This window comes from Tsukamurella pseudospumae, from assembly GCF_001575195.1.
Taxonomy (GTDB): Bacteria; Actinomycetota; Actinomycetes; order Mycobacteriales; family Mycobacteriaceae; genus Tsukamurella; species Tsukamurella pseudospumae.
Map to the genome: position 1 here is coordinate 1,131,210 of NZ_LSRF01000058.1, position 24,378 is coordinate 1,155,587.

The 24,378-nt window shown below is 70.3% G+C and carries 21 protein-coding genes and 1 pseudogene; 15 read left to right on the forward strand and 7 right to left on the reverse strand.

Going from position 1 to position 24,378, the window contains the following annotated elements:
- Positions 1–8 precede the first annotated feature (8 nt).
- Together mmsB and AXK60_RS24135 are read left to right on the forward strand one after the other, a co-directional pair.
- Positions 9–878, forward strand: a complete 870-nt coding sequence (gene mmsB, locus AXK60_RS24130; protein ID WP_068575052.1) for a 3-hydroxyisobutyrate dehydrogenase — start codon at positions 9–11, stop codon at positions 876–878.
- Between the two features lie 27 nt (positions 879–905).
- Entirely contained in the window at positions 906–1,406 is a 501-nt protein-coding gene (locus AXK60_RS24135; RefSeq protein ID WP_068575053.1) for a MarR family winged helix-turn-helix transcriptional regulator, read from the forward strand.
- On the opposite strand, the gene AXK60_RS24140 is transcribed toward AXK60_RS24135, so the two are convergent.
- Positions 1,390–2,832, reverse strand: coding sequence for an MFS transporter (locus AXK60_RS24140; RefSeq protein WP_068575054.1), 1,443 nt, complete (start codon positions 2,830–2,832; stop codon positions 1,390–1,392). The two genes, AXK60_RS24135 and AXK60_RS24140, sit on opposite strands and share 17 nt — an antisense overlap.
- A gap of 111 nt (positions 2,833–2,943) precedes the next feature.
- On the opposite strand from AXK60_RS24140, the gene AXK60_RS24145 reads away from it, so the two are divergent.
- Together AXK60_RS24145 and AXK60_RS24150 are read left to right on the forward strand one after the other, a co-directional pair.
- Positions 2,944–3,777: a helix-turn-helix transcriptional regulator gene (locus AXK60_RS24145; RefSeq protein ID WP_068575055.1), complete on the forward strand. Its 834-nt coding sequence runs from the start codon at positions 2,944–2,946 to the stop codon at positions 3,775–3,777.
- A gap of 59 nt (positions 3,778–3,836) precedes the next feature.
- Positions 3,837–4,112: pseudogene (locus AXK60_RS24150) on the forward strand (hypothetical protein); the annotation flags it as partial.
- Positions 4,113–4,116: 4 nt separating this feature from the next.
- Here the strand turns inward: AXK60_RS24150 and AXK60_RS24155 are convergent.
- Positions 4,117–4,794 carry a FadR/GntR family transcriptional regulator gene (locus tag AXK60_RS24155; RefSeq protein WP_068575057.1) on the reverse strand — a complete coding sequence of 226 codons (678 nt, stop codon included), beginning with the start codon at positions 4,792–4,794 and terminating at the stop codon, positions 4,117–4,119.
- Positions 4,795–4,961: 167 nt separating this feature from the next.
- On the opposite strand from AXK60_RS24155, the gene AXK60_RS24160 reads away from it, so the two are divergent.
- The 4 genes from AXK60_RS24160 to AXK60_RS24175 are packed head-to-tail and all read left to right on the forward strand — an operon-like array spanning position 4,962 to position 11,459.
- On the forward strand, positions 4,962–6,713 hold the full coding sequence (locus tag AXK60_RS24160) for a 2-isopropylmalate synthase (protein WP_068575058.1): 1,752 nt from the start codon (positions 4,962–4,964) through the stop codon (positions 6,711–6,713).
- A gap of 50 nt (positions 6,714–6,763) precedes the next feature.
- A complete protein-coding gene (gene glgP / locus AXK60_RS24165; protein WP_068575059.1) occupies positions 6,764–9,229 on the forward strand; it encodes an alpha-glucan family phosphorylase in 2,466 nt (821 codons plus the stop codon).
- Positions 9,226–10,131 (forward strand): ROK family protein, encoded by a 906-nt coding sequence (locus AXK60_RS24170; protein WP_068575060.1) that lies wholly within the window; start codon positions 9,226–9,228, stop codon positions 10,129–10,131. Before glgP ends, AXK60_RS24170 begins: the two co-directional genes overlap by 4 nt.
- A 50-nt stretch (positions 10,132–10,181) precedes the next feature.
- Positions 10,182–11,459, forward strand: a complete 1,278-nt coding sequence (locus AXK60_RS24175; RefSeq protein WP_068575061.1) for a WS/DGAT domain-containing protein — start codon at positions 10,182–10,184, stop codon at positions 11,457–11,459.
- Here the strand turns inward: AXK60_RS24175 and AXK60_RS24180 are convergent.
- Positions 11,444–12,433 (reverse strand): LacI family DNA-binding transcriptional regulator, encoded by a 990-nt coding sequence (locus AXK60_RS24180; protein WP_068575062.1) that lies wholly within the window; start codon positions 12,431–12,433, stop codon positions 11,444–11,446. The two genes, AXK60_RS24175 and AXK60_RS24180, sit on opposite strands and share 16 nt — an antisense overlap.
- 50 nt (positions 12,434–12,483) lie before the next feature.
- Between AXK60_RS24180 and AXK60_RS24185 the strand changes: the two genes are divergently transcribed.
- From AXK60_RS24185 to AXK60_RS24215, 7 genes are all read left to right on the forward strand, one after another.
- Positions 12,484–13,695, forward strand: a complete 1,212-nt coding sequence (locus tag AXK60_RS24185) for an MFS transporter (protein ID WP_068575063.1) — start codon at positions 12,484–12,486, stop codon at positions 13,693–13,695.
- A 324-nt stretch (positions 13,696–14,019) separates the two neighbouring features.
- Positions 14,020–14,241: a hypothetical protein gene (locus AXK60_RS24190; protein WP_068575064.1), complete on the forward strand. Its 222-nt coding sequence runs from the start codon at positions 14,020–14,022 to the stop codon at positions 14,239–14,241.
- 81 nt (positions 14,242–14,322) lie between these two features.
- Positions 14,323–16,005, forward strand: coding sequence for a Mu transposase C-terminal domain-containing protein (locus AXK60_RS24195; RefSeq protein WP_068575337.1), 1,683 nt, complete (start codon positions 14,323–14,325; stop codon positions 16,003–16,005).
- 121 nt (positions 16,006–16,126) lie between these two features.
- Positions 16,127–16,948 (forward strand): TniB family NTP-binding protein, encoded by an 822-nt coding sequence (locus tag AXK60_RS24200; protein WP_244881164.1) that lies wholly within the window; start codon positions 16,127–16,129, stop codon positions 16,946–16,948.
- A complete protein-coding gene (locus AXK60_RS24205) occupies positions 16,945–18,180 on the forward strand; it encodes a TniQ family protein (protein WP_068575066.1) in 1,236 nt (411 codons plus the stop codon). Before AXK60_RS24200 ends, AXK60_RS24205 begins: the two co-directional genes overlap by 4 nt.
- 206 nt (positions 18,181–18,386) lie before the next feature.
- On the forward strand, positions 18,387–19,553 hold the full coding sequence (locus AXK60_RS24210; RefSeq protein ID WP_068575067.1) for a site-specific integrase: 1,167 nt from the start codon (positions 18,387–18,389) through the stop codon (positions 19,551–19,553).
- Positions 19,550–20,587: a hypothetical protein gene (locus tag AXK60_RS24215; RefSeq protein ID WP_068575068.1), complete on the forward strand. Its 1,038-nt coding sequence runs from the start codon at positions 19,550–19,552 to the stop codon at positions 20,585–20,587. Before AXK60_RS24210 ends, AXK60_RS24215 begins: the two co-directional genes overlap by 4 nt.
- Positions 20,588–20,657: 70 nt before the next feature.
- Here the strand turns inward: AXK60_RS24215 and AXK60_RS24220 are convergent, their stop codons facing one another.
- The 4 genes from AXK60_RS24220 to AXK60_RS24235 all read right to left on the reverse strand — a co-directional run bounded on the left by AXK60_RS24220 (position 20,658) and on the right by AXK60_RS24235 (position 24,202).
- A complete protein-coding gene (locus AXK60_RS24220; RefSeq protein WP_244881165.1) occupies positions 20,658–21,230 on the reverse strand; it encodes a cadmium resistance transporter in 573 nt (190 codons plus the stop codon).
- 124 nt (positions 21,231–21,354) lie between these two features.
- Positions 21,355–21,873, reverse strand: a complete 519-nt coding sequence (gene lspA / locus AXK60_RS24225) for a signal peptidase II (protein WP_068575070.1) — start codon at positions 21,871–21,873, stop codon at positions 21,355–21,357.
- Entirely contained in the window at positions 21,870–23,825 is a 1,956-nt protein-coding gene (locus AXK60_RS24230) for a heavy metal translocating P-type ATPase (protein ID WP_068575071.1), read from the reverse strand. Before AXK60_RS24230 ends, lspA begins: the two co-directional genes overlap by 4 nt.
- Positions 23,822–24,202, reverse strand: a complete 381-nt coding sequence (locus tag AXK60_RS24235) for an ArsR/SmtB family transcription factor (protein ID WP_068575072.1) — start codon at positions 24,200–24,202, stop codon at positions 23,822–23,824. Before AXK60_RS24235 ends, AXK60_RS24230 begins: the two co-directional genes overlap by 4 nt.
- Positions 24,203–24,378 lie beyond the last annotated feature (176 nt).

Genomic DNA, 24,378 nt, shown 5'->3' on the forward strand with positions numbered 1-24,378 from the left:
GCACCTTCATGAGCACGATCGCATTCCTCGGCCTCGGCCACATGGGCGGCCCGATGGCCAAGAACCTGGTGGCCGCCGGTCACACCGTCCGAGGTTTCGACCTCGTCCCCGCGGCACAGGACGCGGCCCGCGCCGCCGGCGTCACCGTGATCGACACGGCCGAGGAGGCCGTGGCCGGTGCGGACGCCGTGGTCACGATGCTGCCCAGCGGCGCCATTGTGAAGGCGGTGTACGACTCCGTTCTCCCACACGCCGTGCGCGGCACGCTGTTCATCGACAGCTCCACCATCTCCGTCGACGATGCCCGTGCTGTGCACGCGCAGGCCGAGGCGGCGGGGATGCTGCAGGTCGACGCGCCCGTGTCCGGCGGCGTCAAGGGCGCCGACGCGGGCACCCTCGCCTTCATGGTGGGCGGCGACGACGCCGCCTTCGCCGCGGCCCATCCGGTGTTGGACCCCATGGCGGGCAAGGTGATCCACTGCGGCGGCTCCGGCAACGGGCAGGCCGCGAAGGTGTGCAACAACATGATCCTCGCGGTCCAGCAGATCGTCGTGGGCGAGGCCTTCGTCCTCGCCGAGAAGCTGGGCCTCGCGGATCAGGCGCTGTACGACGTGGTCACCGGCGCCACCGGCAATTGCTGGTCGCTGCACACCAACTGCCCCGTGCCGGGGCCGGTGGCGGGGGCACCGTCGGGCAACGAGTTCAAGCCCGGCTTCGCGACGGCCCTGATGAACAAGGACCTCGGGCTGGCCATGGACGCGGTCTCGTCCACCGGCTCGAGCGCGCCGCTCGGCACGCACGCCGCGGAGCTGTACTCTGCGTTCGCGCAGGACAACGGTGGCCTGGACTTCAGTGCGATCATTCAGACGCTGAGGTAGCGATTCACAACGAGGAAGGCGGGCGCGATGACTGAGCCGGACCCCCGGGACCCGATCGCCCGTGCCCGCCGCAACTGGGAGGACGCGGGCTGGAGCGGCGAGATCGCCTCCGGCATGGAGGCGGTGACCTCCGTGATGCGGGCGCACCAGATCCTGCTCGCGCGGATCGAGGCGGCGCTCAAGCCCTTCCGTCTGTCGTTCTCCCGGTTCGAGCTGCTGCGGCTGCTCGCCTTCACCAAGCGCGGCGAACTGCCGATCTCGAAGGCGAGCACCCGGCTGCAGGTCCACGTGTCGTCGGTGACCCACGCGATCGACCGGCTCGGCGAGGCCGGGCTGGTCGAGCGCAAGCCCCATCCCACCGACGGTCGCACCACCCTCGTCGCCATCACCCCGGACGGCAGGGAGCTGGTGGAGAAGGCGACCGTGGTGCTCAACGACGTCTTCGCCGACATCGGCATGCCCGACGACGAGTCCGCCGCACTCGTGGGTGCGATCCGCTCGCTGCGCCGCTTCAACGGCGACTTCTGACGGCCGCGACCCGAACTCGGGCCTCCGCGCCGCCGGTCGACGGTGCGCGGTGCAGGCTCCGCGCACACACCGCGAAGGCGGCGGCGAGTCCCGCGTGCACCAGGAGGATCAGTGCGAAGGCGTGCTGCGCGGGCATGCCGCCGGCCAGCGCCGTGTAGCCCGTCCCGAGCGTCGCGACGCCGAGTGCGAACGCGGCCTGCTGTGCGGTGGAGATCAGCCCGCCGGTGAGCCCGGCGATCCGGTCCGGGACGGCACCCATGATCGTGGAGACCAGCGGGCCGAACTGCATCGCCTGGGCCGCGCCCACGAGGATCAGGGCGGGCTGGACGGCCCACGCCCAGCCCTGCGGGGCCGCGAGGCCGCTCGCCGCGAGAGCCAGCAGGCCGATCGCGTTGAGTGTCGCGCCCACCGGCATCGTCCTCGCTCCGAGGCGGCGGTGGATCGCCGGTTGCCCCAGTGAGACGGCCACGAAGGCGACGCCGTACGGAACCAGGGCCACGCCCGACGCGACGGGGCTCATGCCGAGGGCGTGCTCGCTCACCAGCGCGTACTCGAAGACCAGTGCGCCGTAGCCGGAGAAGAACAGCAGCGCCAAGAGGAGGCCGACCCCGATCGGCCGGTGCGCGAACACCGACGGCGGCAGCATCGGCGCGCCGCCCGCCGCCTCCGCCCGGCGCTGGGCCGTCCAGAACGCCGCCGCGGCCCCGACCGCGACGACGAGCAGCACCCACGAGACCGCGGGCCGGCCCAGCGTGCCGCCGACCGAGAGCCCGACGAGCAGCGCGAGCAGCGCCACCGTCAGCAGCGCCGTGCCCCGGTAGTCCAGCGGGAGCCGGCGCTCCGCCCGGGTGTCGGGCACCGCACCGGTGGAGGCTGCGGCGATCAGGGCGACGCCGGCCGCCGACCACCACACGGCCCGCCACCCGAGGCCCGCCGGGTCCCACGCCAGCAGCGCGCCGCCGATGACCTGGCCGCCGCAGAAGCCGAGTCCCGCCGTGGCTGCGATGACCGCTATCGCCCGGCCCCGGGCTCCGTCCGTGGTGGTCGCCTGCACCGTCGAGAGCACCTGCGGGGTGAACGCCGCCGCGCCGACGCCCTGCGCCGCCCGCAGCACGATGAACGAGGTCACGTCGGGGGCGAAACCCGCAGCTATGGAAGCGATCCCGACCGCGATGAGGCCCGCGACGAAGACGCGGCTGCGGCCGCGGTTGTCGCCGAGGCGGCCGAACAGAATCAGGGCCGTCGCGAAGGTCGCCGAGAACGCCGCCAGGATCAATGTCTGCTGTGCCGGCGACGCCGACAGGCGCCGCGCGACCTCGGGGACGGCCACGTTCGCCGAGGCGAACAAGAAGGTCGTGAGGAAGTAGGCGACGCCGAGGACGGCGAGTCCGGGACCGGTCAGGCGGGGGAGGGAATCTGAGGTCATGGCGTCGACGGTGCCGCGTCCACATCCGGGTATCCAGACCGTGCGGATCCTGGTACTGGGACCACTGGGCTGGCGGCGGTCCGCGCGCGCGAACGGGGGGATACTCGATGCATGGGCACTCGCAACAACGCCGAGCTGGCGCGCTTCCTGCGCACCCGGCGCGAGCAGGTGACGCCACAGCAGGTGGGGCTGGCGGCCGGCGGCCGGCGACGCACCCCGGGGCTGCGCCGCGAGGAGGTCGCGGCGCGCGCCAACGTGGGCGCCACCTGGTACACCTGGGTCGAGCAGGGCCGCGACGTCAATCCCAGCCCGGAAGTGCTGTGCGCGGTCGCCGATGCGCTCCTGCTGGATCATGGGGAGCGGGACCACGTCCTCCGCCTGGCAGGACATCAGCCCGGGCCCCCGGCGGGGGACACCGTGGCGGACACAGTCCGGCCCGTCCTCGATGCGCTCCTGCCGAATCCTGCTGTGGTGCTCAACCCGCGCGGCGACATGATCCGCTACAACCGTGCCTTCCGCTTCCTCATCACCGACGTCGAGGAGTTCGCCCCCGAGGACCGGAACTGTCTCTGGCTCGACTTCACCGACCAGCTCTGGCTCGGCGCCTACGTCGCCGACCGGCAGGAGCTGGAGGCCGTCGTGGCGCGGACCCGGGCGATCTACGCCGACAGCCATGCCGACCCCGCGTGGAAGCCGCTGCTCGACCGGCTGCAGGCGGCCTCGCCGCTGTTCGCGCAGCTGTGGCACGCGGGCCTGGTGCTCGACGCCGCCGACTGGGAGAAGACGATCCGCAATCCGCGGGTGGGGGAGCTGCGCCTGCAGGTGAGCACCTTCAACCTGCGCGACCGGCCCTCGCTGCGGATGCTGACCTACCTGCCGCGCGATGAGCAGACGCGGGAGCGGCTCACGCGGATCGTGCCCACGGAGTACGCCAGGGATTTCTGAGCTATGTCCACGTTCGTCCCCGGATCTCGCTGCTCCGCGGACGCGAGAGGGGCTCCGCGGGTGTGATCGTGTGCTGGCTCGTGATCCACTTCGGTTTCGTGGCCACCACCGCTCTCAAGGGCAAGTACCCGACGGCGCTGATCGCACTGTTCGTCGGCCCCGTCGCCTTCGTCGCGGCACTGCGGCTCGCGCGCCCGACCTCGCCCTGGGCGCGGCACCGGTACTCACCGGAGAAGCTCGAGCGCGCTCGCGAGCGCGCCGAGCGGTTCGACGCGCGGTGGGGGCGGTACCGGGCGCGCTGGGACGACGCCGTCGGGGGCACGCCGACAGGATAGTGAGTCAGTCGGTCCCGGAGCCGGAGAGCATGCCGGACAGGTGTTCCCGGCTGAGCGCCGCGGCCGCCGCGGCATCGTGCCGTTCGATCGCCGCGAGCAGATCTGCGTGCGAGTCCTGATCGCCGTCGTCACCGAACCCGCCCGATCGGGACCGCAGCATGTCGATCATCGCCCGACGCAGGTGCGCGGCGATCCCGTCGAACATCTCCAGCAGGACCGGATTGTGCGCGGCGGCGATCACGGCGCGGTGGAAGTCGGTGTCCGTCTCGACGTGCCGGACCAGGTCGCCCCGGTGTGCGGCGCGGATCGCCAGCGCGGCGCGGACCGCGTCCAGGTCCTCCTCGGTCCGCCGCCGGGCCGCCAGTGCGGCGGCCTCCACCTCGATCGCGATCCGCGCCTCGATCACCGCGTCGATCGCGGCCCCGTCGAGCAGGGTGTCCATGCCCGACGGTGCTTCGAGCCGGGTCACGAACACCCCGGCGCCCTGCCGGGTCGCGAGCACTCCGATGCCGGCGAGTCTGCGGATCGCCTCGCGCACCGTCGACCGGCCGACGCCCAGTTGGGGCGCGAGCGTGGTCTCGCCCGGGAGCCTGTCTCCCAGCTCCCACTCGCCGGACCGGATGCGCGCGAGCAGGGCGTCGGCGGCCTGGTCGGCGAGGGAGGCGCGGCGGATCGGGGGCATGTGCCGAGAATACTTCTCTACTTGTCTGAGGAGTTGTGTTAGGGTCGTCGGCATGACGCAGCACGGCCGCCTCCTTCTCCTTCCGCGCCACGGCGGGGCCTGATTCCGGGCCGGCTCCCGCCGTGGGAAGCGCGCCGGCCACCGAGGAATCCCACGAAGGAACCGTCATGACCTTTCCCACGATCGATACGCCCCGCGGCCCCGTCCCCGCCGCCGCTCCCGCCTGGAACCGACAGCGCGCCTCGCAGATGCCGCACCACCGCTATCGCGATGTGCACGCCCGCGTCGAAGTCCCGCTGACCGACCGCACCTGGCCGTCCCGGCGCCTGACCGCGGCGCCGCTGTGGGTCCCCGTCGACCTGCGCGACGGCAACCAGGCCCTGCCCGAGCCCATGGATCCCGCGCGCAAGCGCCGGTTCTTCGAGCTCATGGTGGCCATGGGGTACAAGGAGATCGAGGTCGGCTACCCGTCCGCCTCCCAGACGGACTACGACTTCGTCCGGCTCATCGCGGCGACGGAGATCGCGCCCGAGGACGTCACCGTCGTCGTCTTCACGCCGGCCCGTCGTGACCTGATCGAGCGGACCGTCGAGTCCGTCCGTGGCATCCGCAACGAGGTCGTGATCCACATGTACACCGCCACCGCGCCCACCTGGCGCGACGTGGTGCTCGGCCGCGACCGCACCGAGCTGAAGGAGCTGATCCTGACCGGGGGCCGCGACCTGCTGGCCGCCGCGGGCGACCTGGACGGTGTGCGGTTCGAGTTCTCGCCCGAGGTCTTCAACCTGACCGAGCCCGACTACGTGCTCGAGGTGTGCGACGCGATGACGGAGCTGTGGGACGCCACGGGGGAGCGGCCGGTCATCCTCAACCTGCCCGCCACCGTCGAGGTCGCGACGCCGAACGTCTACGCCGATCAGATCGAGTACATGCACCGGAACCTGGCCCGGCGCGACGCCGTGATCCTCTCGGTGCACCCGCACAACGACCGCGGCACCGGGATCGCGTGCGCCGAGCTGGCCGTGCTCGCCGGCGCGCAGCGCGTCGAGGGCTGCCTGTTCGGCAACGGGGAGCGGACCGGCAACGTCGACCTGGCGACCCTGGCGCTCAACATGTTCGCGCAGGGGATCGACCCGATGGTCGACTTCTCCGACATCGACGAGGTGCGGCGCACCGTCGAGGCGTGCAACGGGATCGGCGTGCACGAGCGGCATCCGTATGTCGGCGATCTGGTGCACACGGCGTTCAGCGGCACGCACCAGGACGCCATCAGGAAGGGCTTCGACGAGCACCGCTCGCGCGCCGTCGCCGAGGGGCGGCCCGAACGCGAGATCGAATGGCGGGTGCCGTATCTGCCCGTCGATCCCGCCGACATCGGCCGGACCTACGACGCTGTCATCCGCGTCAACTCGCAGTCCGGCAAGGGCGGTATGGCGTACCTGCTGGAGCGGGACCTGGGCCTGGAGCTGCCGCGCCGCCTGCAGATCGAGTTCGCCCGGCACGTGCAGGAGCACGCCGACGAGCACGGCACCGAGATGGACACCGCAGCGCTGTGGGAGGTCTTCGCGGACGCCTTCGGGCCACGGCCCGGGCGGTTCGAGCTCACGGAGTGCGTCGTCGAGGAGATCGCCGACGGCAGCCGGGTCACCGTCGGACTCCGGGTCGACGGTGCGCCGTTCCGCACGGTGATCGACGGGAACGGCCCCGTCGAGGCGCTCGTCCTGGCGCTCGCCGAGCACGGCGCGAAGGTCGACGTGCTGTCCCTGCACCAGACCTCGCTGGGTCGCGGCGAGGACGCGCAGGCGCTGTCGTTGCTCGAACACCGCCACGACGGTGAGGTGCGCTGGACCCTGGGGCGGCACCGCTCCGTGCTGGCCGCCACCGCCGCCGCCGTGATCGGCGCGGCGCAGACCACGTGACCCGCCGGTAACCTCGCGGGGCGCGCGGGCAACCAATAGGGTCGGTAGTCGTGCACGCAGAAGGAACCTTCACCGTCGAGCCCGTCTACCCGGAGTCGCTCGCCCCGCTCGCCGACCTCGCGCTCAACCTGCGCTGGGTGTGGCACGGACCCACACAGGACCTGTTCTCCGCCCTCGCCCCCGAGGTGTGGGCGGTCACCCGCGACCCGCTCGAGGCGCTCCGCGGCGCCGACCAGGCCCGGGTGGCAGCACTCGCGGCGGACGAGGAGTACGTCGCGCGGGTGCGGGCGCTCCACGCCGACCTGAACGACTACCTGACCCGGCCGGCCTGGGCGGACGAGCTCAAGGACGGCGCGAAGGGGGTCGCGTACTTCTCGATGGAGTTCGGTGTCAGCCAGACGCTGCCCAACTACTCGGGTGGGCTCGGCGTCCTGGCGGGCGACCACCTCAAGGCGGCCTCGGACCTCGGCCTGCCGCTGATCGCGCTGGGCCTGATGTACCGGCACGGCTACTTCCAGCAGTCGCTCTCAGCCGACGGCTGGCAGCTCGAGCAGTACCCCGAGCTGGACCCGGAGCAGCTGCCGCTGCGCCCCGTGACCCTCTCGAGCGGACAGCAGCTCGTGGTCTCCGTGCCGCTCGAGGGACGCGTGCTCAACGCGGCCGTGTGGCGGGCGGAGGTCGGCCGGATCCCGTTGCTGCTGCTGGACACCGACATTGAGAACAACGACTCGGACCTGCGCGGGATCACCGACCGGCTGTACGGCGGCGACGCGGAACACCGCCTGCGCCAGGAGATCCTGCTCGGCATCGGCGGGGTCCGCGCGGCCCGCGCGTTCTGCGACCTGACCGGACACCCCGGCGTCGAGGTCTTCCACGCCAACGAGGGGCACGCCGGATTCCTGGGCCTGGAACGGATCCGCGAGCTCATGGCGACCGAGGACCTGTCCTACGCGCAGGCCAGGACACTCGCCCGCACCGCCACCGTCTTCACCACCCACACCCCGGTGCCCGCCGGTATCGATCGCTTCCCGGTCGATCTCGTACGGCGGTACTTCGGCGACGGCGGACAGATGTGCACGATGCTGCCCACCGTGCCGCTCGACGAGGTCATCGCGCTCGGCGCGGAGGCCGACCCCGGCGTGTTCAACATGGCGCACATGGGATTCCGTCTCGCTCAGCGCGCCAATGGGGTGTCGAAGCTGCACGGCGCCGTGAGCCGCGAGATGTTCGCCGACCTGTGGCCCGGCTTCGAGCCCTCCGAGATCCCGATCGGCTCGGTGACCAACGGCGTCCACCGCGGCACGTGGGCCGACCGTCTGGTCACCGAGCGCGCCACCGACCCGCTCTCGATGCCCGACGAGGCCCTGTGGCGCCTGCGAACCACCCTGCGGCACCGCCTCGTCGACGAGGTGCGTTCCCGCACCCGCGCCGCCTGGATCGAGCGGGGCGCCGTCGACGCCGAACTCGGTTGGACGGACCGGATGTTCGACCCCGAGGTGCTCACCATCGGCTTCGCACGCCGGGTGTCCACGTACAAGCGGCTCACCCTCATGCTGCGTGATCCCGAGCGACTGCGCGCCCTCCTGCTCGACCCCGACCGGCCCGTCCAGGTGGTGATCGCCGGCAAGAGTCATCCCCACGACGACGAGGGCAAGCGGCTCCTGCAGCAGCTGCTCCACTTCACCGACGACCGCACGCTGCGGCACCGGATCGCCTTCCTGCCCAACTACTCCATCGGCATGGCCGGGTACCTGTACCACGGCTGCGACGTGTGGCTCAACAACCCGCTGCGGCCCCTGGAGGCCTGCGGCACCTCGGGCATGAAGAGCGCGATGAACGGCGGCCTCAACCTGTCGGTACTGGACGGGTGGTGGGACGAGCTGTACGACGGCAACAACGGCTGGGCGATCCCGTCGGCGGTCGGCGTGGACCCGGGACGGCGCGACGACATCGAGTCCGACGCCCTGTACGACCTGCTCGAACACGACGTGGTGCCGGCCTTCTACGACCGGCGCGATGCCGATGACGCCCCGCCGCGGTGGCTCTCCAAGGTGCGGCACACGCTGTCGGCGACGGCGCCCGAGGTGTCCGCCGAGCGCATGGTCCGCGAGTACGCGACCGACTACTACCGGCCCGCGGCGCGGTCCGCCCGCGCGACGCGGCCGGCGATCGAAGAGCTGGTCGAGTACATCGCGAAGGTCCGGGCGGGCTGGGACGCGGTGCGCGTCGGCCCGTCGACGGTGGCGGTGGTCCCCGAGGGCGTCGACCTCGCCGCCGAGATCGACCTGGGACCACTGGAGGACGGCGACGTGCGCGTCGAGGCGGTGATCGGCGGCGTCAGCGAGGGCGGGGACATCGTGGGCGGCAAGCCCGTCCGACTCCACTTCGACGGTGAGCGATACCGCGCCGTGCTGCCCGCGCAGGTGGGCAGGTTCGGATACGCGGTACGCGTCCTGCCGCAGAACCGCCTGCTCGCCGGGCCCGCCGAGCTCGGTCTGGTGCGGTACGCGCGATGACGGTGCTCGCGGTGGACCTCGGCGGTACGAAGGTGGCGGCGGCGCTCGTCGAGCCCGACGGCACCGTCGTCGAGGCATCGCGACACCGCGCGGCGACCGGCGAGCGGGCGTCCACCGCGGACCTGGAGGCGGCGATCGCGGGTGTCGTCCGCGATGCGCTCGCCGCCGCGGAGGGTCCGGTCACCGGGGTCGGGCTCGCCGCGGCGGGTCCGGTCGACGAGGCCGCCGGGACCGCCTCGCCGATCAACCTCGAAGCCCTGCACGGATTTCCGCTCCGCGACCTGGTCGCCGACGCGGCCGGCGGCCTACCCGTGGAGTTCCGCCGCGACGGCGTCGCGATCGTGCTGGGCGAGCACTGGCTCGGAGCGGCCCGCGGGTACGACGACGCGCTCGGGATGGTGGTGTCCACCGGCGTCGGCGGTGGCTTCGTCGTGGGTGGAGGAGCCCTCGGTGGCAACGCCGGGCACATCGGGCAGATCGAGGTGTCCGGGTACACGGGCAGTGCCTCGTTGGGCCGGACGACGATGCTCGAATCCGTCGCCTCCGGCCCGCACACCGTCGACTGGGCGCGCGCGCAGGGATTCCCGGGCTCGACGGGCGAGGAACTGGGTGCCGCGTACCGGTCGGGTGACCAGATCGCGGTCGCCGCAGTCCGACGGTGCGCCGCCGCCGTCGGGCAGGGGATCGGCAGCGCCGTCGCGTTGGTGCCGGTGTCGATCGTCGTCCTCGGCGGCGGATTCACACGCGTCGCCGATGATTTCGTGCCGCTCGTGCAGGCCGCCGTCGCCGCGCACCCGCTGCCCTACGTGGCCGCCGCGCGGGTGGTGCCGGCCGGTCTCGGCGGCGACGCCCCGCTCGTGGGCGCCGCTGCGCTGATGTACCGCCGGGACCTGTTGCCGTGACGGGTGGGTTGCTCTCCGCGCGTGATGCCCGCACCCATTGGGCCTCCCTGATGATGCCGAGCGACCAGTTCCTGCTCTACTGCTTCGATCACGGCGCCGCCCGCGGGCCCTCCGCGGCCGAGGTGGCGGATCTGGTCATGGAGCGCGCTCCGTCGATCACGGACCTGCGGCTGCGGATCGCTCCGGCGCCCGGCGATCTCGAGCACCCGGCCTGGGCGCCGAACACCGTCGTCGATGTCCGCGAGGGCGTCGCCCGCACCTGGGCCGAGGTGCCAGCCGCGGTCGCGCGGCTGTTCGCGCGTCAGGTGGATGCGACGGTGTCGCCCTGGCGCTTGCACGTCCTCCCGCACGTCGCCGGCGCCCCACGGTGCACGGGGACGGCCACCGTCGTGGTGCTGCAGGTCGCGCACGCCCTCGCGGACGGGCGCCGTGCGTCCGCCATCGCGCGGGCCCTGTTCGACGGTGCGCCGGCCGCAGCGGTCCCGGTGTTCCGCCCCTTGCCGCGCGCGGTCCGGGCCGGGCGTGGCGTCATCGGGCTGCCCGTCGCGCTGGCGCGGACGGTGGCGCTCGGCCTGCTGAGCTCGCCCGCCCGGGCGGAGATCGACCGGCGCACCCGCGCGGAGAACCTGCCCGCGCCCGTCCCGGGCTCCCCGCTGACAGTGCTCAACGCCTCGCCCGATGCTTCGCGGGACGTGCGGATGGTCGTGCGCGACAACGCCTCGCTCCGTTCCGAGCACACCGTGACGGTGAACGCACTCGCCGCGGTCTCGCTGGCGGTCGAGCGGTATCTGCGTCGGCGCGGGGTCGCGGCGCCCGACGCCCTCGCCGCCGAGGTCATGGTCGCTCGGGAACGCCGGCGCGGAGAGCGCAACGCCTTCGGGAACGTCTCGGTGCCGCTGTATCCGGACGTGCCGCCCGCGGAGCGCCCTGCGCTCATCGCCGGCGCGCTCGACCGTGCGCGGGTGCGGGCGGCGAGCCACCTGTGGCGCACCGTCGGCGCGGCGGAGGAGGCGGCACCGTCGGTCCTGGCGAGCATGGGCGTGCGGGCCTTCGATCCCTCCGTGCGGCCCGAGACGATGGCGGGTGCGACCGTTCTGTCGAGCGTCCACCGCGGACCGTCGGACCTGGTGCTGCTGGGTGGGAGATCGGTGTTCACCGCGGGATTCCCGGCGCTCTCGCCCGCGATGGGGCTCACGCACGGCGTGCACGGCCTGGGCGATGCGGTGACCGTGTCGGTGACCAGTAGTCGTACGGCGGTACCGGACCCGGACGACTACGCGGAACTGCTCGAGGCGGCGCTCGACGAGGTCGCTCAGCTCCGCGCCTGAGGCGCGGGCCCGGTCGTATCGCCGACGACGAGCTCGACCTCCATCGCGAGCGTGGGTAGCGGCGCACCGTCGTGCGCGGCGAGGACCGCCTGCGCCGCGAGACGGCCCATCTCGACGATCGGCTGTCGGATCGTGGTGAGGGTGCGGGCGAAACCGTCCACCCGCACACCGTCGAAGCCCACCACTGAGAGGTCCTCGGGAACGCGGAGCCCCCGGGCCTCGGCCGCCCGGATCACGCCCACGGCCAACAGGTCCGACTGCGCGATGATCGCGGTGAGGCCGTGGTCGAGCAGCTCGGCGCCGGCGCGGAAGCCCTCGTCGATGGTGCTGTCGGAGGTGACCGCGACGGGCGCGTCCGGGAACGCCGCGCGGGCGGCGTCGGTGCGTGCGCGCTCCACATCGCCGTGGCGCAGCCGGAGGATGCCGACATCGCGGTGGCCGAGCGCCTGCAGGTGGTGGGTGAGTCGTCGGGTGGCGGAACGGTTCTCGACCCCGACGCTGCCGATCTCGTCGACCTGGTTCCCGGCGGTGACGACGGGGACGGATCGTTTGGCCATCGCGGCCCGGAGCTGGGGGAGCGTGGGGGAGCATCCGGCGGCGACGATCCCGTCGACGGGGAGTGTGCGCAGGCGCTCCTCGGGCACCGAATCGGGGATGAGCAGGACCGACGTGGGGCTCGAGGCGAGCGCGGCGGACACCCCGTCGAGGATCCCGATGATGACCGGATCGCGGAACGCTCGCCCGGCCTCGTCGTCGACCTGGACGCCGATGATGTCGGTGCGGCCGCTGCGCAGGGAGCGCGCCCGTGGGTCCGGGCCCTCGTAGCCGAGCGCGGCCGCGGCGGCGAGGACGCGGGCGCGCGTGGCGTCGCTGATCGGCTTGTCGACGCCGAAGGCGTGCGAGGCCGTCGACAGCGAGACGCCCGCCGTCTCGGCGACGTGCACCAGCGTTATCCGGTTTGACCCGCGTGTCATGGGGACCTAGCCTAGCAAGCAACAATCGAAACGTTTCGAAGGGTTGATCGGTGAGCGTGGACTTCCAGCAGCAGAAGACGGACGCGGTAGGGGGCTCGGTGCTCGCCTGGCGCAATGCCGTCGCGGTGATCTTCGCGCTCAGCGGGCTCACCTTCGCGAGTTACCTGGGCCGTCTGCCGCAGGTCCGCGACGACCTCGGCGCCACGACTTTGCAGGTGAGCCTGCTCACCTTCGGGCTCGCGGTCGGGTCCGTGGTGGGCCTGGTCGGGTCGGGCGCGCTGGCCGCGCGGTACGGGGCGCGGCGGGTTATCGCGGTGACGCTCCCGGCGCTCGGCGTGACGATGATCGCGGCCGCGGCGGGCGCGCAGTCCGGCAACTACGCCCTCACGCTGCTGCCGCTCGTGCTCGTGGGGCTCTCGCACGGCATCACCGACGTGTGCATGAACCTCTCCGGCGCGGAGAACGAGCGGGCACTGGGGCGCACCGTGATGCCGGCCTTCCACGCGGCCTTCTCGATGGGCACCGTCGCGGGCGCGCTCACGGCCGCCGCGGCGCAGGCTGCGCACATGCCGTTGCTGCCGCACTTGATCGCGGTGAACGGCGTACTACTCGTCGCCGGGTGGTTCGCGCTGCGGCACGTCCCCTTCCAGGCGCACGACGCCGACGACCACGCGCCCGTCTCCCGTCGCGAGCGGCTCGCCGTGTGGCGGGAGCCTCGCACCCTGCTCATCGGCCTCATGGTGCTCGGCATGGCGCTGACCGAGGGCAGCGCGAACGACTGGCTGGCGCTCGCCATGGTCGACGACCACGGCACGTCGAAGACCGTCGGCACGCTGACCTTCGCGGTCTTCGTGACCTTCATGACCATCGGCCGGCTCGCGGGCACCGGGGTGCTGGACCGGTTCGGGCGGGTGCGGACGCTGCGGGCGTGCGGCGCGTTGGCCTTCGTCGGGCTGTCGCTCGTGATCTTCGGACCCACCTGGGCGGCGTACGCGGGAGTCGCACTCTGGGGCCTCGGCGCCTCGCTCGGCTTCCCCGTGGGCATGTCCGCCGCGGCCGACGAGCCCCGCATGGCGGCGGCGCGCGTGTCGGTGGTCTCGACCGTCGGCTACCTCTCGTTCCTCGCCGGGCCGCCGATCATCGGAGCCCTGGGCCAGTACGTGACGCTGCTCTACGCGCTGATCCTCGTACTCGTCGCGGTCGCGGTCGCGGTGTTCGTCGCGCCGGCGGCGCGGGAGCCGAGCGCACCGTCGACCTCCTGATGGGGCGCGCGTCGGCGGTCCGGCACCGTCGGCGCTCCCTAGCGGGATGAACGGCCATCGGGGGGCGACCCGTGCGTGCGGCTCCCTAGCGGGACGTGCTGCGCCCTCGCGTGTCGTGCAGTCCCTACGTCCATGGACCTAGGGAGATTGCCGCCCCGCTAGGGAATGCGCCCCGAGCGAAGCGAGGCCAGCGGGCCGATCCTGCGCTGGTCAGTGCGTACGTCAGAGGTGGACGGTGGGCGGCACATCGTGCGAGGTCGCGCAAGACCCCTGTGGACAGCGGGGATCCTGTGGACGACGGGCGCAATCGCGAGAATCGACGGCGTGGTGGCGGAGACCGGCCCCGGCACGATGGCAGCCATGGGGGAGTTGATGACTCGCGAGCTGCTACTCGCGCAGGGGTGGACGCGCAACGGGATCCGGCAGGCCATCCGTGTCAAGAAGCTGAGGATGCTGTGGCCCACGATCTACACCGACGTGCCGGTCGGGGAGGTGTGTGTCAGTTTCAGAAGACGGCGGCACTTTTTGCTGGCGATTTGTGGGTAAATGCAGTGGTCTTCTGACATTCTGATGTCAGAAGTGCGCTGCACGATCGCGCTCGGCTCTCGGTGACAGGGGAGGCTTGTGGTGGACCCGGGCAAGCTCGCCATCGTAGAGACCGGTGTGCTGACGGCGTCGGGGGAGCGGTGGGCGCAGGCAGAGACCCGATTCGCCGTGTTGGCTCCTATGTTGGAGATGCATCCGGTGCGTTTGGAAGCGGTCGATGATGCGGCCGAACGACTGGGGTTGTCGCGGCGTCGGGTCTATGCGTTGCTCGGCAAACTCAGGGATGGGACGGGTACGGTCACCGACCTTCTGACGAAGGTCTCGTCGGGAGGGCGTGGCCGCAGCCGAGTAACGGCTGAGGTCGAAGAAGTGATCAGCGACCATCTCACCCGATACTTTCTTCACCGCCAGAAACTCAGTGTCGCTGCGCTGCACCGACGTATAGCACTGGCCTGCCACCGCGCAGGTCTGCCAGTGCCGGCCAGAAACACCGTCACCGCACGAGTCGACGCCCTCCATCCGGCATCGGTGGCCAGGTCACGCGGAGGATCCGATGCCGCCCGCCCACGTCAGTCCGCCGGCGACAGTCCACCGACAGTTGCGGGGATTCTCGATCAGGTCCAGATCGACCACACCGTCGTCGATCTGATGATCGTCGACGAGTACGAGCGGCAACCGATCGGCCGCCCCTACCTGACGATCGCCATCGATGTCCTCAGCCGTTCCGTACTCGGGTTCGTCGTCACTCTGGAGCCGCCGTCGTCGATATCGGTCGGGTTGTGCCTGGGCCGCGTGTGCTGCGAGAAGCAGACATGGCTGGAGGCATGCGAGCTCGCGGAGCAGGTGCAGTGGCCGATGGCAGGGAAGCCGAAACAGTTGTATCTCGACAACGCCTCCGAGTTCAAAAGCGAAGCGCTGCGCCGCGGATGCGCCCAGCACGCCATCACACTCGAATACCGTCCTCCGGGCCGACCGCACTACGGCGGGATCGTCGAACGCATCATCGGAACGGCGATGACGGCGGTGCACGAGCTACCTGGGACCACCTTCTCGAACCCAGCGGATCGCGGAAGTTACGACTCGGACAAGCACGCGGCGCTGACATTGCGTGAGTTGGAGCGCTGGCTGGTCCTGGCCATAGCCTCGTATCACGCGAGCGTTCACACAGGGATTGGGAACACTCCGGCCGCCGTGTGGGCCGGCGAGGTAGCCGCAGTTGGTCACGCCCCTCGTGTGGTGCTCGGCGAAACCGCGTTCCTGGTGGACTTTCTTCCCGTCATCCGGCGACGTCTGACGCGCACGGGCTTCGTTCTGGATCACGTGCACTACTTCTCGAACGCGCTCAAACCGTGGGTTGCGCGGCGAGAGGACCTGGGGCGGTTCGTGATACGACGTGACCCACGCGATCTGAGCAGAATCTGGGTCCTCGAACCAGACGGTGCCGGCTATGTCGAGGTGCCGTACCGGACGATGTCACATCCCGCGGTGACACTGTGGGAGCACAGAGCTGCTATCGCCCGTCTCCGCGAACAAGGTCGGTCGAACGTCGATGAGAGCGCACTGTTTTCGATGATCGAGCAGATGCGCGAGGTCACCGACCGCTCGCAGAAAGCCACCCGCAAAGCCCGGCGCAACCGCGCCCGCCGCACGCATCTCACCGGCGACGCCGCGTCTGCACCGATCCCGGCGATCCACCCGCCGGAGGAGCCTCGAGCGGACGGCGGCACCGCAACGCCGGTCTTCAGCGACATCGAGGAATGGTGAGCCGATGACCGCATCGACAGGAAGCAGCGACGAACCCACCGAGTCGTCCATCGAGGATATGGGGCACCTGCGGGAGTCGGTTCGACCGCTCACCGCACTCGACGACGCGGAGCGGATCCGGTTGATCCGGTCGGAGAGGTGGATCGGGTATCCGCAGGCCCGTACGGTCATCGACCATCTGGAGACGTTGCTGACGTGGCCGGACCGGCAGCGTATGCCGAACCTGCTGTTGCTCGGTCCGACGAACAACGGCAAGTCGATGATCATCGAAAAGTTCCGGCGCACTCATCCGCCGATCAGCTTGTCCGACCGCGAGCAGATACCGGTGTTGTGCATGCAGATGCCCCCGGACCCGTCACCCGGCCGGTTCTACCTCGCACTGCTCACAGCGTTGGGAACACCGACCAGGCCCCGCAATCGGGTCCACGAACTCGAACAGCAAGCATTGATGCTGCTCCGCGCCACCGGCGTGAAGATGTTGATCATCGACGAGCTCCACAATGTTCTCGCCGGCCGCGACAACGTCCGCAGCGAATTCTTGAACGTGCTGCGATTCCTGGGCAACGAACTACGCATTCCTCTTGTCGCCGTCGGAACCCGCGACGCCTACCTCGCCATCCGGACCGATCCCCAGCTGGAGAACCGATTCCACCCCATGACTTTGCCGGTCTGGACCAACACTGCCGACACCAGATCACTGCTGGCCAGCTTCACCACGAGCTTCCCCCTCCGCAAACCTTCGCACCTGACATCACCGGAGATGACCGACTACCTCCTCACTCGCTCCGAGGGCACCATCGGTGAACTGACAACGCTGCTCACTGCCGCAGCAGTGACCGCCGTCGACAGCAGAGAGGAAGCGATCACCTCATCGGTGCTCACGCGCACTCCGTACGTCGGCCCCACGGAGCGACGCCGCCAGTTCGAGCGCCACCTCGCATGAACGCGCGGCTCGCACCGATGCCCGATGATGCGTACGTTCGCCCGTGGCCGCTGCACCCGCAGCCACTGCCAGGTGAGGCCCTCTCGTCCTGGTTGGCCCGGATATGCGAGCTGTATCCGCACATCAGGCCCTCGGACCTGCTCGCAGACCTCGAAATCGATTGTGCTGTCGAGGATCATCTCGACCGCTACACACCGGAGCCGATACTTGCCGAGCTGGCCGTTCGCGGCGCAGTCCCGGTAGAGAGGGTACGGATGATGACGTTGGCGGGGTGGACACCGTGGCTGCTCGACAGCACCGACCCCGCCGACTGCGACTTCGACACCTACGTCCACCAATTCTCGATCCTGCTACCGGCCGACCTCGCGAGGGAGGATCGACGACGCCGCACACCCACGAGCGAGGCATGGTTGCCGTGGGCTAGCACTCCGCGCAGTCGGGCATGCCCGGCATGTGTCGACAGCCTCGAATCCACTGCTGATATCAACATGACTCTGCTGCAGCAATATCCGGTGCTGAGCAGCTGCCTCGACCACCGTTGTCGACTCGAACCCTGCTCTGCTTTCCCTGGTCATGCAATCTTTTGGGATCAGGTCCGGTTCGGTTCGGACGAACGGGTCTCGCCCGTTCCGGTTCCCTCGGCGGTCACGGACCTCGATCGGCGCACCGCCGAGGCTCTGACGACGGGATGGGTGGAACTCGGCCCAGGCCGGGTGCATGCCGCAGTGTGGTTCCGGCTTCTGCGCACCGTCGTCGACGAAGTGTCCTCGCCACTGGTTCGCACCGGACGGTGGGCGACGAGACTCGTTGCGATCTGGAGGGCCGCCGGTCGTTCTCGCCCGTTGCGGACCGCGTGGGTTCCGTTCGAGGACCTGCACTGGGACGAGCAGGCGAAAGTCCTCGAGGCCGCAGCGATCGGCATCGCGATGGTCGAGAGCGGTGAGATCGATGCCGGCGGTGCGCACGTATCTCTGCTGCGCCCACGACCCTATGAGCCGGTCGATCCCGGGACACCTCCGACGCGCTCGTCCTATCCCGCACCCGAGCGCGATTTATGGGCTGACGCGCACGCTGCAGCCGAGGCCGCCATCGAGGCAGCGCGCGTCGATCCCGCATCCGCCAGTTCGTTGTACAACTTCCTGCGCTGGGGGTGCCGCACCGCAGCGGAGCTGGATGAGACGGTGCAACTGTTCGTCGACCACGGGATCCCGCTGCAACATCCGCCGACGTAGTTCTCGCCCGATGGAGCGGGGTCGTCCGCGACGCACACGCGGCGATGGCCGACAAGGCCCGTTTTGGCGGCGGTGTCACAGTCACCAACGTTATTTGTGCGGTGACCGACGAGAATTTTCCTTCCCGCACCATCTAGTGCGAAACGCCTGCTCACCGTGTTCTCGACTCAAAAAGTGTGTCGGAGGTGCTCGCTACAGTTCTTGTCATGGCGGAACGGCAGCTCGATGAGGTCCTGGACGCGGATCCGATCGTCCCGGTCCGTGGTGCGGCGGTATTTCCGGACCTGACGACCGACGTCGCCGCGCGTATCGAACGGTCGATGGCGTCGGCGCGGTCAGCGGGGACCCGCCGCGCCTACTCCTCGGCGTGGCGACGCTTCGAGAGCTGGTGCGCACGCGCCGGCCACCGTTCACTGCCGGCGCACCCCGCCACCGTCGCGGCGTACCTCGTCGACGCCGCCGACATGATCACCGCGGACGGAACGCGCGTGTACGCGCCCGCGACGCTGGGGAAGTGGGTCGCCGCGATCGCCGATCGGCACCGAAGCGCCGGATGCGATAGCCCGTGCGGCCACGAGATGGTGCGGGCCACCCTCGCCGGGATCCGACGTGACTACGCCGCGGCGGGGGATCGACCCCGGAACCCGCGCGCACCGCTGGTGACCGCGGACATCACCGTCATCGTCGATCACGCCCGCCGCAGCGCGGACGGGTGGGCCTCGGAGGTGTTGGAGCGACGCGACTCCGCGCTGCTGTTGATGGGCTACGCCGGGGCGTTCCGGCGCAGCGAACTCGTCGCCCTCGAATGCCGCGATGTTCGGCGTGACCGCCTCGACGGCACCCATGTGCGGATCAGGCGCTCGAAGACCGACCAGGAGGGGTCGGGGGTGGTGAAGGCGTTGCCGTTCACCGACCACCACCGCACGTGCCCGGTGTGCGCGTGGCTCCGGTGGCTGCAGGTCGTTGCCGTGTTCGATGCGGGTGGACGGGTGGCTCTCATTCGATTGCTCACCCGCGCAACCGGATTCGACGAGCACATGTGCCGAGGTCCGTTGCCCACCCCGAATGGTCGAGCGCCGCTGTTCCGGTCCATCCGCAAGAACGGCAACCTCTCGGCGACGGCGCTGTCCGGCGCCGCGGTCCACGCTGCGATCCGGCGGCGCGCCGCCGACGCCGGCTACGACGAACACGCGGTCGCCCAATTGGGTGGGCACTCGCTGCGCGCGGGATTCGTCACCCAGGCGTTCCGCAACGGGGCCGATGCCCACGCCATTATGCGCCAGACCGGTCACGCCACCCCCGGCATGGTCGAGATTTACGCCCGGGAGAACGCACCCCTGATCGGCAACGCCGTGACCAGGCTGGGCTTGTGAGCGCCGAGGGCGGAACAGCGGAAGACGCGCCCGACAGGGCGGGTCGCGACCTGTCCGGATCGCCGACGTGGGCGTTGTTCCGCGACTGGTGTGCCGCCACCGAGCATTCGGCCCTGCCGGCCGATCCGGCCACGCTCACCGAGTTCCTCGACGCCCACCCGTCCACGTTGTCCACGCAACGCCGCCGAGTCGCCGACATCGACAGCGTCCACCGACGCAGCGGGTTGGCCGAACCCGGGCACACGGTGACGACGCGGCTCGCGGTGAACGAGCGACGCCGCGACCGCACAGCGCATGTCCGTGGGGCGGCAACGTCGATCATCGAGACCATTCCGACTCACGGGTGGCCCCACGGGATGTTCGGACGCCGAGACGCGATGATATTGACTCTTCTCGCGTCCGGGATGACGCCCACCGAGATGACAGCCTTGCGGCGCGGCGATATTGGCGTGGAGAACTCGGACCTCGTCGTCTCCGGCGACCACCGCATTGCGGCACACCTCTTCGGCGATCGACCCGGACACGACCCGGTCGCGATCCATCGGCGGTGGGCGCAGGTCCAGTCGCTCCTCGACGCAGCTGCGACCACGCGCATGGTGGCCGCCGCCCTCGCCCCGAACCGCACGCCTGCCTCGTCGAGCAGCAGCAACTCGAACGACGCAGTCCCGGCGGCGCACGCGAACGACCCGCTCCTGGTGCGCATCGACCGCTGGGGCCACACCCCCTGGGCGCCGGACTCGCTGACCCGCAGGTCGGCGTCCGCGCTGACGCGAGCGCACCTGACAGGACAGTCGCCCACTCACCCCGGACGCATCACCGAACCGGGCGCTGACCGCGACACCACGGTCGTCCCTTCGGCGTGGGACGACGTTGTTCTCGACCACGGCTACTACGTCCGGGGAACCGCGGCCCGCCGGGACGCCCACCAGCGACTGTCGGACATGGGTGCTCGACTCGACGAGGTCGAGGACCGCATCGATGATCTGCTGCGCCGGCTCGTCGACATCGACGTGGCCGCGCCGCACCCCCGCTAGGCGTACCCGGACGTGAGCCGGGTTCGGTTCCGCAGTGAGCCGCTGGAGTTGCCGGGCGAACAGACGTCGGTCATGACGAGGCGACGATGAGCCGGCCGAGGACACCGGATTCGAGCAGGATGATCGCACCCAGGACGATGAACACCACGGGTACGAGCCAGTGCTCGACCCGTTCGAGAGTGTCGACGACCTTTCTTCGAGTGCCCAACAGTCTGCCTGCGTAGCACCAGATTCCGACGCAGATCAGGAACACGGCGATGGTGACCGCGGTCTGTGGCGCACCGAGCGTGCGGAAGACCGGGGTATAGACGGCGATGTTGTCGGCTCCGTTGGCGATGGTGATGGCGGCGACACCGACCATTCCTGTTGCCACCACCGGGGGCTCGTCCTCGTCGCCGCTGCGCAGGCCGCGGATCAGGCCCCAGACACCCAACGACAGGGGCAGCAACCCCAGTAACCCGACCCAGTCCTCCGGGACGATCACCAATCCCAGAGCAGCGACGACACTGATCGCGACGAGGGTGATCAGGCCGAGGTACTGGCCGGTGACAATCTGCCATCCCCGCGGCCGCCCCTGGCTGGCGGAGGCGACGAACAGCACGGTCAACACGACGATGTCGTCGATGTTGGTGCCGGCGAACATCGCGACCGCCGCGGCGATGGTGGTGATCACTCCCGCACCGAGCGGCCACGGCGGTGCGGCCGAACGTCGTGTCCGGAGGGCTGGACCGCGGTAGAGGTGGATTGGCTGCGAGGCCGCGAGGCGGTCATCCGGATTTTTCCTGCGCGTGTGCGGTACGAGTGTGGGTCGCTTCCTCCCAGAGCATGGAGCCGATGACCAGTACGACACCACAGGTGAGGTAGGTGTCGGCGAGATTGAAGGTGGGCCACCAGCCGGTGTGGAAGTAGTCCGTGACGCGACCGTCGACAGTGCGGTCGATGACGTTGGCGGCGGCGCCGGCGACAATCGCCGACAGTCCCACAGTCCCCGCCAGTGAGCCGGTGGGGACAGTGCGCCACGCGTACACGGCAATGGCGGCGGTGATGGTGGCGGTCACCGCGATGAGCACCCACGGCGGCAGCCCGTTCCCGACGCTGAAGGCGACACCACTGTTGTAGGCCAACTTCAGTTGCAGCACGCCTAGCTCGACGATGCGGCCGTCTGAGAGTGCGCGGCGGGCGACGGGGTCGCCCGCAAGTGCGACGCCGATGAGTACGACGGCGACGATCGACAGGGTCCGCCGGGACCGTGGCGCCGAGATGCCCAGGGCTGCGTCGGCGCTCATATGCGGGCCTCGGCTGCCGTCGGGGCCGATGCGGGTGCCGGTCCGGTGGACAGGGGGTGGGCGCGGCCTGCCCGGACTCCGTTGGCGATGACCACGATCTCGGCAAGTTCGTGCACCAGGACCACTGCTGCCAGTCCCAGAATCCCGAACAGGGCGAGCGGCATCAGCACGGTGATGATCGCCAGAGACAGCCCGACGTTCTGCAGCATGATGCGCCGAGATCGGCGGGCGTGGGCCAAGGCGTGTGGCAGATGACGGAGGTCCTCGCCCATCAGGGCGACGTCGGCGGTCTCGATGGCCACGTCGGTTCCCATGGCGCCCATGGCGATACCGAGGTCGGCGGTGGCCAGTGCGGGGGCGTCGTTGACACCGTCGCCGACCATCGCGGTCGACCGTCGGACCTTCAGGTCGCCGATGATGGCTGCCTTGTCCTCCGGTCGCAGGTCCGCATGGACCTCGTCGATGCCGACATCGGCGGCCAACGCTCGGGCGGTGCGTTCGTTGTCCCCGGTCAGCATCGCGACGTGGTATCCGTCACGGCGGAGACCGGCGACGACCTCTGCGGCTTCGGGTCGCAGTTCGTCGCGGACCGCGATCGCGCCGAGGGTTCGGCCGTCCTGCTCGATGAGCACAGCGGTGGCTCCTGCGTGCTGCATCCGTGTTACCTCCGCCGCCAGAGGGCCGGGCTCGATCCAGCCCGGCCGTCCAAGCCGGATGTCGGAACCGCGCAGGCGGCCGGTGAGGCCGGCGCCGGTGATGGACTCGACGTCCTCGGCAGGGGTGTGGTCGTCGACGGCGGCGAGGATCGCGGCGGCCAGGGGGTGCTCGCTGCGCACCTCGAGCGCTGCGGCCACCGCGAGGACCTGTTCGCGGGTCGCGCCGTTCACGGTGGCAACGTCGGTGACGACCGGCTTGTTGCGGGTCAGGGTGCCGGTCTTGTCCAGCGCGATGCCTCGGACCCGGCCCAGAGCTTCGAGCGCTGCGCCGCCTTTGACCAGTACTCCGAGTTTGCTGGCGGCACCGATCGCAGCGACGACGGTGACCGGGACGGCGATGGCCAAAGCGCACGGTGAGGCGGCGACGAGGACGACCAGTGCGCGTTCGATCCATATCCGTGGGTCGCCGAGCAGGCTGCCCACAGCGGCGATGAGGGCAGCGGCGACCATGATCGCGGGCACCAGGGGTTTGGCGATCGTGTCGGCCAGTCGCTGCGCCTCGCCCTTGCGGGACTGCTCGGCCTCGACGATCCGGACGATCTTGGCGAGCGAGTTGTCCTCGGCGCTCGCGGAGACCTCGACTTCGAGTACGCCGGTCCCGTTGATGGACCCGGCGAACACTCCGTCGCCGGGCCCTGCCTCGACGGGCACCGATTCGCCGGTGATCGCCGAGGTGTCGAGCGCGGTGGTGCCGGTGCAGATGGTGCCGTCGGTGGCGATGCGCTCGCCGGGCTTGACGATCATGATCTCGCCGAGCATCAACTCGGTCGGCGACACCACCTGTTCTCGACCATCTCGTCGGACTGTGGCGGTGTCGGGTACCAGGGACAGCAGCGCCCGCAGACCGCGCCGGGTGCGGGCGACCGCGTACTCCTCGAGGCCCTCGCTGATCGCGAACAAGAACGCGAGCATCGCGGCCTCGCCGACCTCACCAAGGATCACGGCACCGACCGCCGCGATGGTCATCAGGGTGCCGACGCCGATCTTGCCGCGGGCGAGACGCTGAAGGGTCGACGGGACGAAGGTGTAGCCGGCGACGATCAACGCGACCGACTCGAGCACCACGGCCACAGACTCGGGACCGTCGATCCAACCGACGATCAGCCCTGCCGCCAGCAATACACCGGCCAGTGCGGCGGCCCGGATCTCGGTGATCTGCCACAAACTGTCGGGTTCCTGCTCGTCGTCGTCGCCCGGGCGGGGCTCGTCGTGGCCGCAGCCGCATGCGTCGCTCATCCGGTCACCGCCGCGTCGGCGGAATCGGTACCGTAAACCGGGCAGAGTGCCACCGCGTTCCCCGTGACGGCGAGGAGGGTCTCGGCCGAAGCGAGCAGGTCCAACAGTTCCGGCCGGACGAGGGAGTAGAACACCTGCCGGCCCTGGGGGCGACCGACGACCAATCCGCAGTCCCGTAGGCACGCCATGTGCGCCGATACCGTCGACTGGGCCAGCCCCAGCTCGCTCACCAGGTCTGCTACACGTGATTCCCCGCCGGCGAGACGGCGCACGATAGCCAACCGTGTCGCATCGGAAAGGCTGTGGAACAACGCCACTGCCGCATCGAGAGCCGACGTGGTACCGCCGAGCAGGCACCCATCCCTATTGATCGTCATGCACCGATGATAGCACTTTGTGGCATTATGATCGTTTGTGGACGATTTGGCCGACAGGGGCGGGATGAAGGTGACACGTCCTGCGGCGAACGGGCCCGATGCCCAACTACTATGGGTCGTAGTATTTCTACTTCAGGCTCACGCCTACGCTTCACGCATCGTCCGGTGAAATGGGT